Origin of the sequence: Streptomyces sp. NPDC003038 (genome assembly GCF_040611115.1) — a bacterium.
Taxonomy (GTDB): Bacteria; Actinomycetota; Actinomycetes; order Streptomycetales; family Streptomycetaceae; genus Streptomyces.
On the sequence record NZ_JBEXNN010000008.1, the window covers coordinates 25,208 to 37,776 of the forward strand.

11 protein-coding genes are annotated in these 12,569 nt (G+C 71.0%); 7 read left to right on the forward strand and 4 right to left on the reverse strand.

Going from position 1 to position 12,569, the window contains the following annotated elements:
* Both ABZX75_RS12580 and nuoN read left to right on the forward strand, forming a co-directional pair.
* The gene (locus ABZX75_RS12580; protein ID WP_355410152.1) at positions 1-1,602 is read left to right on the forward strand and encodes an NADH-quinone oxidoreductase subunit M; all 1,602 of its coding nucleotides are present in this window, start codon (positions 1-3) and stop codon (positions 1,600-1,602) included.
* Positions 1,599-3,254 carry an NADH-quinone oxidoreductase subunit NuoN gene (nuoN, locus tag ABZX75_RS12585; protein ID WP_355410153.1) on the forward strand — a complete coding sequence of 552 codons (1,656 nt, stop codon included), beginning with the start codon at positions 1,599-1,601 and terminating at the stop codon, positions 3,252-3,254. Before ABZX75_RS12580 ends, nuoN begins: the two co-directional genes overlap by 4 nt.
* A gap of 68 nt (positions 3,255-3,322) precedes the next feature.
* Here the strand turns inward: nuoN and ABZX75_RS12590 are convergent, their stop codons facing one another.
* From ABZX75_RS12590 to fahA, 3 genes are all read right to left on the reverse strand, one after another.
* Positions 3,323-3,922, reverse strand: coding sequence for a Uma2 family endonuclease (locus tag ABZX75_RS12590; RefSeq protein ID WP_355410154.1), 600 nt, complete (start codon positions 3,920-3,922; stop codon positions 3,323-3,325).
* A gap of 57 nt (positions 3,923-3,979) precedes the next feature.
* Positions 3,980-4,579 carry a hypothetical protein gene (locus ABZX75_RS12595; protein ID WP_355410155.1) on the reverse strand — a complete coding sequence of 200 codons (600 nt, stop codon included), beginning with the start codon at positions 4,577-4,579 and terminating at the stop codon, positions 3,980-3,982.
* 157 nt (positions 4,580-4,736) lie between these two features.
* Complete coding sequence (gene fahA, locus ABZX75_RS12600) at positions 4,737-5,963, reverse strand: fumarylacetoacetase (protein ID WP_355410156.1); 1,227 nt, start codon at positions 5,961-5,963, stop codon at positions 4,737-4,739.
* Positions 5,964-6,104: 141 nt separating this feature from the next.
* Between fahA and ABZX75_RS12605 the strand changes: the two genes are divergently transcribed.
* The gene (locus ABZX75_RS12605; RefSeq protein ID WP_355410157.1) at positions 6,105-6,911 is read left to right on the forward strand and encodes an HAD family hydrolase; all 807 of its coding nucleotides are present in this window, start codon (positions 6,105-6,107) and stop codon (positions 6,909-6,911) included.
* Between the two features lie 49 nt (positions 6,912-6,960).
* On the opposite strand, the gene ABZX75_RS12610 is transcribed toward ABZX75_RS12605, so the two are convergent.
* Positions 6,961-8,988 carry a CocE/NonD family hydrolase gene (locus ABZX75_RS12610; protein ID WP_355410158.1) on the reverse strand — a complete coding sequence of 676 codons (2,028 nt, stop codon included), beginning with the start codon at positions 8,986-8,988 and terminating at the stop codon, positions 6,961-6,963.
* Positions 8,989-9,206: 218 nt separating this feature from the next.
* On the opposite strand from ABZX75_RS12610, the gene ABZX75_RS12615 reads away from it, so the two are divergent.
* The 4 genes from ABZX75_RS12615 (at position 9,207) to ABZX75_RS12630 (ending at position 12,454) form a co-directional block, all read left to right on the forward strand.
* Positions 9,207-10,217, forward strand: a complete 1,011-nt coding sequence (locus tag ABZX75_RS12615; RefSeq protein WP_355410159.1) for a polyprenyl synthetase family protein — start codon at positions 9,207-9,209, stop codon at positions 10,215-10,217.
* Positions 10,218-10,472: 255 nt separating this feature from the next.
* Positions 10,473-11,732: a DUF2092 domain-containing protein gene (locus ABZX75_RS12620; protein WP_355410160.1), complete on the forward strand. Its 1,260-nt coding sequence runs from the start codon at positions 10,473-10,475 to the stop codon at positions 11,730-11,732.
* A 105-nt stretch (positions 11,733-11,837) separates the two neighbouring features.
* Positions 11,838-12,041 (forward strand): ribbon-helix-helix domain-containing protein, encoded by a 204-nt coding sequence (locus tag ABZX75_RS12625; protein ID WP_229337077.1) that lies wholly within the window; start codon positions 11,838-11,840, stop codon positions 12,039-12,041.
* Positions 12,038-12,454 carry a hypothetical protein gene (locus tag ABZX75_RS12630; protein WP_355410161.1) on the forward strand — a complete coding sequence of 139 codons (417 nt, stop codon included), beginning with the start codon at positions 12,038-12,040 and terminating at the stop codon, positions 12,452-12,454. The genes ABZX75_RS12625 and ABZX75_RS12630 overlap by 4 nt, the downstream gene beginning before the upstream one ends.
* Positions 12,455-12,569: the final 115 nt, after the last annotated feature.

Consider the following 12,569-nt stretch of genomic DNA (forward strand, 5'->3'; position numbering starts at 1 on the left):
ATGAATTTCCCGCTTCTGACGGTGACGGCCGCGGTGCCCGCGGTCGGCGCCATCCTGACGGCGGCCGTCCCGGCCGCCCGCAGGACCGCGGCCAAGTGGCTCGCGCTGCTCTTCTCGCTGGCGACGCTGGCCCTGGCCGTGCTCGTCGCGGTCCGCTTCGAGCCCGGAGGCGACCGCTACCAGCTCACCGAATCCCACTCCTGGATCGCCGACTTCGGCGTCCGCTACGAGCTGGGCGTCGACGGCATCGGGGTGGCGCTGATCGCGCTCACCGCGCTGCTCATCCCGTTCGTGATCGCGGCCGGCTGGCACGACGCCGACCCCCTCGAGACGAAGTCGAGCCGTTGGCGGCCCACTCAGGGCTTCTTCGCCCTGATCCTGCTCGTCGAGGCGATGGTGATCATCTCCTTCGAGGCCACCGACGTCTTCCTCTTCTACATCTTCTTCGAAGCCATGCTCATCCCGATGTACTTCCTCATCGGCGGCTTCGGGGACCGGGCGCATGCCGGGTCCGAGGAGAACGCGGCCGCGCAGCGCTCGTACGCGGCGGTCAAGTTCCTCCTCTACAACCTGGCCGGCGGCCTGATCATGCTGGCCGCCGTCATCGGCCTGTACGTGGTCGCCGGGAACTTCTCCCTCCAGGAGATCGCCGCCGCGAGGGCCGCCGGCACGCTCGACATGGCGACCAACACCGAGCGGCTGCTGTTCCTCGGCTTCTTCTTCGCCTTCGCGGTGAAGGCCCCGCTGTGGCCGCTGCACACCTGGCTGCCGAACGCGATGGGCGAGTCCACCGCCCCGGTCGCCGTGCTGATCACCGCGGTCGTCGACAAGGTCGGCACCTTCGCGATGCTCCGCTTCTGCCTCGGGCTCTTCCCGGAGGCCAGCAAGTGGGCCACCCCGGTGATCATCGCCCTGGCCCTGGTCAGCATCGTCTACGGCGCGCTGCTCGCCGTAGGCCAGCGGGACATCAAGCGGCTGATCGCCTACGCCTCGATCTCGCACTTCGGCTTCATCATCCTGGGCATCTTCGCGATGACCTCCCAGGGCCAGTCCGGCGCCACCCTCTACATGGTCAACCACGGCCTGTCGACGGCGGCGCTCATGCTGGTGGCCGGCTTCCTGATCTCCCGGCGCGGCTCGCGGCTCATCGCCGATTACGGCGGCGTGCAGAAGGTGGCCCCGGTACTGGCGGGCACCTTCCTCATCGGCGGCCTCGCCACCCTCTCGCTGCCGGGCCTCGCGCCCTTCGTCAGCGAATTCCTGGTCCTGGTCGGCACCTTCGCCCGGTACCCGGTCGCCGGCATCATCGCCACCCTCGGCATCGTGCTGGCCGCGCTCTACACGCTGGTGCTCTACCAGCGCACCATGACCGGACCCGTGAAGGAGGAGGTCCGCGCGATGCCGGACCTGCGCCTGCGGGAGGTACTGGTCGTCGCCCCGCTGATCGCGCTGCTGATCGGACTGGGCGTGTACCCGAAGGTGCTCACCGACATCGTCAACCCGGCGGTGAAGCACACCATGTCGGACGTGAAGCAGACGGACCCCAAGCCAGAAGTGGCTGTTGAGGCCGTACCCGCGAAGAATGGGGAGGCGGCGAAGTGAGCGCATTGACTGCTGCCCAGAGCCTGCTGACACTGGCGGCCGAGGGACCGGTCGACCGGATCCCGGCCCCGCAGATCGAGTACGGGCAGCTCGCGCCCACGCTGATCGTGGTGGGCGCGGCGGTCCTCGGAGTCCTCGTCGAGGCCTTCGTACCGCGCAAGGCACGCTATTACGTCCAGGTGTTCCTCACCGTCGCCGCACTGGCCTCGGCCTTCGCGGCGGTCGTCGCCCTCGCGGCCGGCGGGTACGGGAGCACCAAGGCGCAGATCGCGGCCATGGGCGCCATCGCCGTGGACGGCCCGGCGCTCTTCCTGCAGGGCACCATCCTGCTGGCCTCGATCGTCGCGGTCTTCACCTTCGCCGAGCGGCGCCTCGACCCCGTCGCACACGGCAACCGGGTGGACTCCTTCGCCGCGCAGGCGGCGTCCGTACCGGGGAGCGACAGCGAGAAGGCCGCCGTCAAGGCGGGCTTCACCACCACCGAGGTCTTTCCGCTGGCGCTGTTCGCGATCGCCGGGATGCTGATCTTCCCGGCGGCCAACGACCTGCTGATGCTGTTCATCGCCCTTGAGGTGTTCTCCCTCCCGCTGTACCTCCTGTGCGCCGTCGCCCGCCGCCAGCGGTTGATGTCGCAGGAGGCCGCGGTCAAGTACTTCCTGCTGGGAGCCTTCTCCTCCGCCTTCCTCCTCTTCGGCATCGCGCTGCTCTACGGGTACGCGGGCTCGGTCTCGTACGCCGTGATCGCCGACGTGGCCGACGGTACCGTCGCGAGGATCGACCCGGCGCTGGCCGCCACCATGGGCAATGACGCGCTGCTGCTGATCGGCGGCGCGCTGATCCTCATGGGCCTGCTCTTCAAGGTCGGCGCGGTTCCCTTCCACATGTGGACCCCGGACGTCTACCAGGGCGCCCCGACACCGGTCACCGGCTTCATGGCGGCGGCGACGAAGGTCGCGGCCTTCGGCGCGCTGCTGCGGCTGCTGTATGTGGTCCTGCCCGGTCTGCGGTGGGACTGGCAGCCGGTGATGTGGGGCGTCGCGATCGTCACGATGCTGGCGGGCGCGGTGATCGCCGTGACCCAGACGGACGTCAAGCGACTGCTGGCCTACTCCTCGATCGCGCACGCCGGCTTCATCCTGGCCGGTGTGATCGCCACGTCGGCGGAGGGGGTCAAGTCCGTCCTCTTCTACCTCGGTGCCTACTCCTTCGTGACGATCGGCGCCTTCGCGGTGGTCACGCTGGTGCGGGACGCGGGCGGCGAGGCGACGCACCTCTCCAAGTGGGCGGGGCTGGGACGGCGTTCGCCGCTCACTGCCGCCGTCTTCGCGGTGTTCCTGCTGGCCTTCGCCGGCATCCCGCTGACCTCGGGCTTCGCCGGCAAGTTCGCCGTGTTCAAGGCGGCGGCGGAGAGCGGCGCGGGGGCGCTGGTCGTGGTCGGTGTCATCTCGTCCGCGATCGCCGCGTTCTTCTACATCCGGGTGATCGTCCTGATGTTCTTCAGCGAACCGAAGGCCGACGGCCCGACGGTTGCGGTCCCCTCGCCGCTGACGATGACGACCATCGCGGTGGGAGTCGCCGTCACCCTCGTCCTGGGCGTGGCCCCGCAGTACTTCCTGGACCTGGCGGGGCAGGCGAGCACGTTCGTCCGCTGACCTGGTCCGCCGCACGGCGCAGGGCCCGGCTCCCTTCGGGGGGCCGGGCCCTGCGCCGTGTCCCGGGGTTATTCGGCGCCGCGCCGCCTGGCCGTGATCTGGGTGAGGTCCAGGTCGATGGGGAAGGGGACGGAGACCTTGAGCCGGTCGTGGAAGATGCCGGTGCTGGTGTAGGCGCCGGTGGCCGGTTCCCGCTCGAAGACGTAGACGACCGCACGGCCGTCCTTGTTCTCGACGCGCCAGTAGTGCGGGATCCCGGCGCGGGCGTACTTCAGCGGCTTGGCCTCGCGATCGCGGTCGACGGACTCCGGGGACACGACTTCGATCGCGAGCAGGACGGACTCGGCGGGCAGACGGGTCTGGTTCGGATCCTCGTCGGGTTCGACGGGGACCACGATCACGTCCGGCTCCGGACGGTTACGGCGGTCGATGTCGATCGTGAACTCCCTGAGGACTTCCAGCCCTTCAGGGGCCCAAGCGCGCAGTTCCCAGGTGAAGAAGTCGACCGTCAGCGTGTGGAATCGGGTCTGCGGACTCACGAAAACGAGGCTCCCGTCGATCAGCTCCGTGTGCGGAGGCAGATTCGGAAGCGTGTCCAGGTCATCGGCAGTCCAGCCGCCCGCAGGCGGGACCGGCCAGCTGTGTTCCGGGTTCATCAGTGCTCCCATGAGCCGGAGTCTCGCGAGTCCCTCCAGCCTATCGGCGGGGTCGGCCGAAGACCGCGCTTACGGGTGATGGCGGTGGGCGGGTGTGGTGGTGGAGGGCTTCTTGGGGCAGGTCAGGGCCGTGTTCCAGTTGTGGAAGCGGCCGGCGGGGTTCTTCTTGTAGGCCCACATGTGCAGGTCGTAGTGTTTGGGCATGCCCGCCCAATGGCCCGGCATGGGCCCGTCGAAGGGCAGGCCGAACATCGTCGGCCGGTCGTCCGCGGTCTTCAGGTCCTGGTCGCGGTCGGAGACCATCCACTCCACCGCATGCAGCTGCCGACGGCCGTGCCGGTCCGTCTCGGCGCTGTAGACCAATGCTGTGGGCTTGCTCGGGTCCGTCGAGCCCCAGTAGGCCTCCTTGACGTAGTGGTAGCCCATGGCGCCCTTCCCGAAGGGGTTGTTCATGCACTCGCCGTGGCGGACGTACCCGTCCGCGATCGCCCGCCTCTCGTCCACGTACTTGGCCGTCACCGCGAGCGCCGTCGCCATGTCCCGCATGGCCTTTCTGTTGCGCACGTCAGGTGCCGGCCCCTCGACGGCCTGGGCCGGGGGCAGCACGGCAAGGGCAAGGGACGCGGCGGCGGCGCAGGTCAGGGCGGTCTTCAGGCAGCGTACGGGCATGGCGGCTCCTCGCGGTGGTGGTACGGCGTACGGGCCTCCCGGTCCCGTTGCCACCACCCTCCGGGCCCGCCCCGCCCGCCGCACGCCGGCTACGCCCGGGTGGCGTACGCACGCACCTCCACGTCACCCGGGCCCGACAAGATCCGAAAGAGACGACCTAGCGGGATCCCACGATGCGGCCGGTGACCTCGCCGAGGCCGACGCGGGTGTTCTCCGGGCCCGGGGCCCATGCGGTGAGGGTGACGGTGTCGCCGTCCTCCAGGAAGGTCCGCTTGCCGTCGGCGAGTTCGATGGCGTCGCGGCCGTTCCACGTCAGCTCCAGCAGCGAACCGCGCTGGTCGGCTTCCGGGCCGCTGACCGTGCCGGAGCCGTAGACGTCACCGGTGCGCAGCGAGGCGCCGTTGACGGTCATGTGCGCGAGCTGCTGAGCGGCGGTCCAGTACATCGAGGCGAACGGCGGCCGCGCCACCTCCTGCCCGTTGACCGCGACGGAGATGCGCAGGTCGAAGCCGCCCGGCCGGTCGCTGCCGGCGTCGTCGAGGTAGGGCAGGAGGGGGAAGTCCCGGGCGGGCGGGGCGATCCGGGCCGCGTCCAGAGCCTCCAGCGGGGTGACCCACGCGGAGACGGAGGTGGCGAAGGACTTGCCGAGGAAGGGGCCCAGGGGCACGTACTCCCAGGCCTGGATGTCCCGCGCCGACCAGTCGTTGAGCAGGAACAGACCGAAGACGTGGTCCTCGAAGTCGCCCAGCGCCACCGGGCGGCCCAGCTCGGAGGGGGTGCCGACGACGAAGCCGACCTCGGCCTCGATGTCGAGCTTGACGGACGGACCGAAGACGGGCGTCGGGTCGGTGGGGGCCTTGCGCTGCCCGGAGGGCCGTACGACATCCGTTCCGGAGACGACGATCGTGCCGGAGCGGCCGTGGTAACCGATCGGCAGGTGCTTCCAGTTGGGGGTCAGCGCGTCCCCGTCGGGGCGGAAGATCCGGCCCACGTTGGTGGCGTGGTGCTCGCTCGCGTAGAAGTCGACGTAGTCGGCGACCTCGTACGGGAGGTGCAGCGCGACCTCGTCCAGCGGCAGCACGTGCGGCTCCACCGCCGGGCGGTGGCCGGGGTCGGTGACCCAGGCGGTCAGCGCGCGCCGCACATCGCGCCAGGCGGTGCGCCCGGCGGCCAGCAGCGGGTTGAGGGAGGACTGCCCGAGCAGGCCCGCGTACGGGGAACCGAGAGCGGCCGCGGCCGCCCCCGCGTCGAGCACGTGCCCGCCGATCCGCACACCGATCCGGCGCCGCGTCGGGTCATGCGGGGTGGAGAAGACGCCGTACGGGAGGTTGTGCGGCCCGAACGGGTCGCCCTCGGGGACATCGAGGGGGCTCTGCTGGGGCATGGGGTACTGCCTCGCTTTCGACGCGGTCCGGGGGTGTCCCGGGGGCTGGTTGACACGTTACGTGGCGGGTGGTGCCTGCGGGAGGCCAGATTCGGGCGCTATTTGTAGGACTTGTCCAAAGGGGTCCGTATCCTTGGCGCCGTGACTTCCGCCCTCCCCCACGCCTTGATCGCCACTGACCTGGACGGGACTCTGCTGCGCGCCGGAGACACCGTCTCCGCCCGCTCGTACGAGGCACTCGCGAAGGCCCGCGCGGCCGGAGCCCAGCACATCATCGTCACCGGCCGCCCGGTCCCGCAGGTACGGCACGTCCTCGACGGCCTCGGCTACACGGGGCTCGCGGTGTGCGGGCAGGGCGCGCAGGTGTACGACGCGGCGCGCGGGCGCCTGCTGCACTCCGTGTCGATGGACCGGGGGCTGGCCGAGGTGGCCCTCGGCAAGATCGAGGCGGAGATCGGCGAGGTCTACGCCGCGGTCAACCAGGAGGGGGTGGACGCGGAGATGCTGATAGGGCCGGGCTACCGGATGTGGCACCCGCACCTGCCGACGGTACGGGTGCCGCGGCGCGGCGACCTGTGGTCCGCCCCCATCAACAAGGTGCTGCTCCAGCACCCCGAGCTGGACGACGACGAGCTGACACGAGTGGCACGGGCGGTGGTCGGCGACCTGGTGAACGTCACGATGGCGGGGGAGCACACGGTGGAGCTCCAGCCGCCGGGCATCGACAAGGCGAGCGGCCTGGCACGGGCGGCGGACGTCCTCGGCCTGCCGGCCGAGTCGACCATCGCCTTCGGCGACATGCCGAATGACATCCCGATGTTCGCGTGGGCGGGGTGGGGGGTGGCGATGGCCAACGCGCACCGCGAGCTGGTCGCGGTGGCGGACGAACTGACGCTGTCGAACGAGGCGGACGGCATCGCGGTGGTACTGGAACGGCTGTACGCCTGACCCCGGCCCACCGTCTGCGCGCCCGCGCAGCGAGCGGGCCCGTACGGGGTCAGCTCGCGGCACGCGGGAGACGGCGTTCCCACGTGCGGTGGAAGAGGATCTCGTCGCCCTCCCGGCAGATCACCTCGTTCGACGTCAGGAAGCCGCCCTCGTCGCACGAGATCTCCGACCGGGTTTCGATACGGGCGTCCCAGGCCGCCTCCGGCCGGTGCAGCCGGATCCGCCATTGCGAGCGGGTCCGGGCCGACAGCGGGTCCGCCTCTTGGATCTCGTAGACGTCCAGGGCGTCCTCGCTGTACTCCAGGCCGTCCGGGTACACCCGCGTGCCCCCGTACCGGGGGTCCACCTCCAGCCGCCACGTCCCGCGCGCGACATCCCGTACCACCAGCCGTTCCGGCCGCGGTTCGTCCAGCGTGGCGGGGCTGTATCCGAGATCGGCTACGCCGAGGGCGACACCCAGCGGCGGCGCCTGCTCCGGCGCCTCGAAGGTGACGCCCTCCCCGGCGGGGGACGCGGCACGCACCGGGAGGGTCAGCGCGCTGCCCGCGGGGTCCAGGGTCCAGCCCGCCTGCGAGCCGGCCCGGGGCCAGATCCACGGCCAGTAGGCGGAGGACACGGCCAGGCGGATGCGGTGGCCCGGCGCGAAGGCGTGGCCGATGCCGTTCAGCTCGAAGGTGACGTCCTCGTACGCGCCCACGGGCCAGGGGAGCGCCCGGTCCCGGCCCCGCCGGGCGGAGAGGTTCAGCGCGCCCCGCGTGATCAGCGTCGAGGCGCCGTCGGGGGCCACGTCGCACAGGCGGGCCACGACCTGCCCGTACGGCACGTCGAGGCGCAGCCGCAGGGTCACCGACGGCCGGCCGAGGATCTCCAGCGGCTCCTCGCGGCCGACGGGGAACTCGAAGCAGGCCGACTTCGCGTCCTCCTCCCGCTGGTCCGGCGGCAGGTCGGCGTCATTGCCCAAGGGGGAGAACCGGCCCGCGTCCATCCCGGTGTGCTGGGGGGAGGCGACGGCCACCGGCGGGCCCTGAAGGCCATACGGGACGGGGATGACGGAGGCCGACGGCCAGTTCTTCTCCCCGGCCCAGCGGCCCGGCAGTTCGTCGTACACGGTGGCGGGACGGTGCGACTCGCTGATCCAGGCGCGCAGCAGCGGCTCGCGCGTCACGCCGTTGTCCACGCCCTTGAGCCAGTGGTCCCACCAGCGCAGGGTCTCCTGGAGGAAGCCGATCGCCGGGCCCGGCGGAAGTCCGCGGTCCGGGTACTGGTGCGACCACGGGCCGATCAGGCCCCGTACCCGCGAGGACGGCAGGTGCTCGACCAGCCGCAGCACCGTGTCGCGGTACGGGTCGTGCCAGCCGCCCACGGCCAGCACGGCGGCGCCGATCGCCGCGTAGTCCTCGCAGACGCTGCCGTGGCGCCAGTAGTCGTCGCGCGTCTGGTGCGACAGCCAGGTGTGGATCAGGGGTTCGACCGACTCCAGCCGGTCCAGCCACTGCTCCCGCCAGCCGTCCCCGACGAAGCGCGGGTCCGGCGGGCGCGCGGTGAGGGCGAGCATGGCCGCCGCCCACGCGTGCATGTCGACGGCCAGCACCGAGCCGCCCATGTAGTGCACGTCGTTGCCGTACCGGTCGTCCGTGGAGCAGACCGTCACGACGGCCTTCAGCGCCCCGGGCGCCAGCGCCGCGATCTGCAGGCTGTTGGATCCGCCCCAGGAGATCCCGAACATGCCCACCGATCCCGTGCACCACGGCCGCGCGGCCAGCCACTCGACCACCGCCACCCCGTCGGCCAGCTCGCGGGCGTCGTACTCGTCGCCGGGACGGCCTCCGCTGCACCCGTGGCCGCGCACGTCCACCCGTACCGAGGCGTAGCCGTGCCCGGCGTACCAGGGGTGGCGCTGCCAGTCGCGCGGCGCGGTCCAGTCCGTCAGGCGGTACGGGAGGTACTCCAGCAGCGCCGGAACCGGCTCGTCCGTCACCGGGCGCCAGATCCGCGCGTACAGCTCCACGCCATCGGACAGCGGGATCCGGACATCCTCGCGGGTGGTCTCGTACGGGAAATCGGTACGGATGGTCATCAGGGTTCAGCCGCCAATCGCCTCGGTGGACGGGGTATCCGACTGTTTCGGCCTTTCAAGAACATACCGGTGTGTTTCGGGCAGTGCGCGGGTGGCGACCGGACGGGCGCTCTCGGTGATCGAAAAGGGACCCGATACGCTGGCTTGAGTGATGGCAGCGACACATCGACAATCCAGGTGATCGTCAGCGTGATCGTCAGCAGACAGGAGTACCCCTCGTGACCGTCGTCGGGCCGTTCGGACTGAGCGTGCGGGACCAGGCTCTTGAGACCGATGTCCAGGCCGGACTGGCCGCTGTCGAGGCGGGTCTGCTGGAAGCCACCAAGAGCGAAGTCCCCTTCATCACCGAGGCCGCGCAGCACCTGGTACGAGCCGGAGGCAAGCGGTTCCGGCCGCTGCTGGTGATGCTCGCGTCCCGTTTCGGCGATCCGTACGCGCCCGGAATCGTGCCGTCCGCCGTGGTGGTGGAACTGACCCACCTGGCGACGCTCTACCACGACGACGTCATGGACGAGGCGGACGTGCGCCGCGGCGTCGCCAGCGCCAACACCCGCTGGGGCAATTCCGTGGCCGTCCTGACGGGTGACTTCCTGTTCGCCCGTGCCTCGCACATCCTGGCCGACCTCGGGCCCGAGGCCGTACGCATCCAGGCCGAGGCCTTCGAGCGGCTGGTGACGGGCCAGATCCTGGAGACGGCCGGTCCGCGCGACGGACGGGACCCGGTCGCCCACTACCTCGACGTCATCGCCGGCAAGACCGGCTCGCTGATCGCCGTCTCCGGTCGCTTCGGCGCGCTGATGTCCGGCGCGGACGAGTCGGTCGTCGACATCCTGACCCAGTACGGCGAGCGGCTCGGCACCGCCTTCCAGCTCGCCGACGACGTCCTCGACATCGCCTCCGACGCGCACGAGTCCGGCAAGACCCCCGGCACCGACCTGCGCGAGGGCATCCCCACCCTGCCCGTGCTGCGGCTGCGCGAGATCGCGGCCCGCGACGGCCGGGAGGAGGACCTGGAGCTCGTACGCCTCCTGGACGGCGATCTGACGGACGACGCCCGGCACGCCGAGGTACTGGCCCGCCTGCGGGTGCACCCCGCCCTGGAGCAGGCCCGCCGCGACACCATCCGGTACGCGCAGGACGCGCGCGCCACACTGGCGCCGCTGCCGGAGTGCTTCGCGAAGTCGGCGCTGGAGGAGCTCTGCGACGCGGTGGTCCACCGCGCCGGCTGACGGCTCGACGGCTTCCGTACCGCAGCCGCGTCTGCGCCCCCAGACTGCGGAATGGGCCCTTCCGCCCTTCGACCCCTACGGGTCGGGGGAGAAGGGCCCTTGCCGTGTCATCCCACGGTCGTACGCGCGGTTGCTTCCGGGGGCTGACGCCTTCGGCCCTCCGATTTGGTCAGATGGAGTCATCAACCCCACCACATCGGGTGAGCGCGGCGACACGGCGGTCGCCGCCGTCGACACAGAGGGCAGGGCACTGACATGGCAGCGAAAACGAAGACTTCTCGCAAGGTCGCCCGGTACGCGGTACCGGTCGCGGTGGCGGGTGTGGCCGCGGCGACCGTCGCGATGGTCCCCGCCTTCGCCAACGCCGGCGGACCCGACCTGCCGAAGGTGACGGCGCAGCAGCTCATCGAGAAGATCGCGGCCTCGGAGGTGCAGGAGCTGTCCGGCACGGCCAGGCTCAGCACCGACCTGGGCCTGCCGTCCTTCGCGACCGGCCTGCTCGGCGGCGGCGGGGTCGCGGGCGGCTCCGCCAACCCGGAGGACAAGGTCGCCCAGCTCGCGAGCGGCACGCACACCTTCCGCGTCGCGGCCGACGGCCCGGACCGGCAGAAGCTCACCTTCCTGGACGGGAAGGACGAGTACAGCCTCATCCACAACGGCGACGACCTGTGGGGATACGACTCCAAGTCGAACGAGGTCTTCCACGAGAAGAACCCGGAGGCCGGCAAGGACGGGGCGAAGGGCGGGGCGCAGGACGGCGGCAAGGGCGCGGGCCGGGAGCACAAGACGGGCGACCGCCTCGACACCTCGCCGCAGCAGCTGGCCGAGGAGGTCCTGAAGGCGGCCGGCCCGACCACCGACGTCAGTGTCGGCGACACCGCTCAGGTGGCCGGGCGCGACGCCTACCAGCTGGTGCTCAAGCCCAAGCAGAGCGGCTCGACGGTCGGCTCGGTCCAGATCTCCGTGGACGCGAAGAACGGCGTGCCGCTGCGCGTGCAGCTGCTCTCCTCCCAGGGCGGCAAGCCGATCGTGGACGCCGGCTTCACCAAGGTGGACTTCTCCAAGCCGTCCGCCGACACCTTCGCCTTCACCCCGCCCAAGGGCGCCAAGGTGACCGAGGGCGCGGCCGAGGCCGCCCGCGGCGAGAAGGGCGAGGACGGCAAGGAGTTCAAGGCGCTGGAGTCCTTCCCGGGGCTGGGCGGCCTGTTCGACGGCGCGAACGGCACCGGTGACGGCAAGGGCGAGACGAAGGTGCTCGGCGAAGGCTGGGCGACCATCGCCCGGATCGACTCCGGAGCCGGCCAGGGTCTGAAGGACCTGGAGGGCGACAAGGACGCGCCGAAGGCGGCCCAGCAGTTCCTCGACTCCCTCGGGGACAAGGTGTCCGGCTCGTTCGGTGAGGGCCGGGTCCTCTCGACCCGCCTCGTCAACGCCCTGATCACGGACGACGGCAAGGTCTACGTCGGCGCGGTCACCAAGGACGCGCTGGTGAAGGCGGCCGACGCCAACAAGTAGTCACCCGCAGCAAGACTGTCCGAAGGGTGGGCCGGGACTGTGTCCCCGCCCACCCTTCCGGCATTCCCCTCCTGCGTACAGCACGGTCGCTGTACCGTGGAGGGCATGTCGAGACACGTCACCATCCGCCTGGACGAAGAGTTCCACGAACGCCTGAAGGCGCGCGCGGCGGCCCTGGGGACGACGGTCACCGCACTGATCACCGAAGTCACGGAACGCGAACTCGACGAGGACCGGAAGAACTTCCTTTCCGGCATAGAGGAGTTCGCGGACCACTGGAGCTACTTCCAGGAGCGGTTCGGCAATTGAAGATCACCATGGAGTGGGCCTGGACCGCTCTGGCCCACCATCTCCCGTCCGATCCCGCCGTGTGGGATCCCTCCGGGGTGGCCGCCGCCGTCGCCCGGCACCAGAACGACCTCGTCCTCGTGCCCGAACAGCCCGCCCCGGACACCGCGTGGCGGGCCGCCGCGTTTCTGCACACCCTCGCGGTGTGCCCGGCGCTGGAGTCCCCGATGAACGAGTTCTACGCGGCCGCCGCGACCCGCTCGTACCTGCGCGTGGCCGGGGCCGAACAGCTGCCCTCGCCGGAGGTGCTCGGCGATCTGGTCGAGGCGGCGAAGCTGGGCCGCGCGGACGTCGCGGCGGTGGCCGAGGAGCTCCGCGCCCGGATACGGGATCCGCTGCCGTCCTCCGTACGGGCCCGCACGGAGGACGCGTAGCCGCCGCCGCTTCCCCACCGGAGGGTGAGGGGTCTGCGGCGGCGGCCCGGACGATCGGGTCGGACGATCGGGTCGGTCGGTCGGTCTGCTCGGTCGGTCAGTCCGGTCGGTCAGT

Bases quoted from the DNA above. Each gene is read 5' to 3' on its own strand.
- ABZX75_RS12625 (WP_229337077.1), top strand. From the start codon at position 11,838: ATGTCGAGACACGTCACCATCCGCCTGGACGAAGAGTTCCACGAACGC.
- ABZX75_RS12620 (WP_355410160.1), top strand. From the start codon at position 10,473: ATGGCAGCGAAAACGAAGACTTCTCGCAAGGTCGCCCGGTACGCGGTA.
- ABZX75_RS12595 (WP_355410155.1), bottom strand. From the start codon at position 4,579: ATGCCCGTACGCTGCCTGAAGACCGCCCTGACCTGCGCCGCCGCCGCG.
- ABZX75_RS12580 (WP_355410152.1), top strand. From the start codon at position 1: ATGAATTTCCCGCTTCTGACGGTGACGGCCGCGGTGCCCGCGGTCGGC.
- ABZX75_RS12610 (WP_355410158.1), bottom strand. From the start codon at position 8,988: ATGACCATCCGTACCGATTTCCCGTACGAGACCACCCGCGAGGATGTC.
- fahA (WP_355410156.1), bottom strand. From the start codon at position 5,963: ATGCCCCAGCAGAGCCCCCTCGATGTCCCCGAGGGCGACCCGTTCGGG.
- ABZX75_RS12590 (WP_355410154.1), bottom strand. From the start codon at position 3,922: ATGGGAGCACTGATGAACCCGGAACACAGCTGGCCGGTCCCGCCTGCG.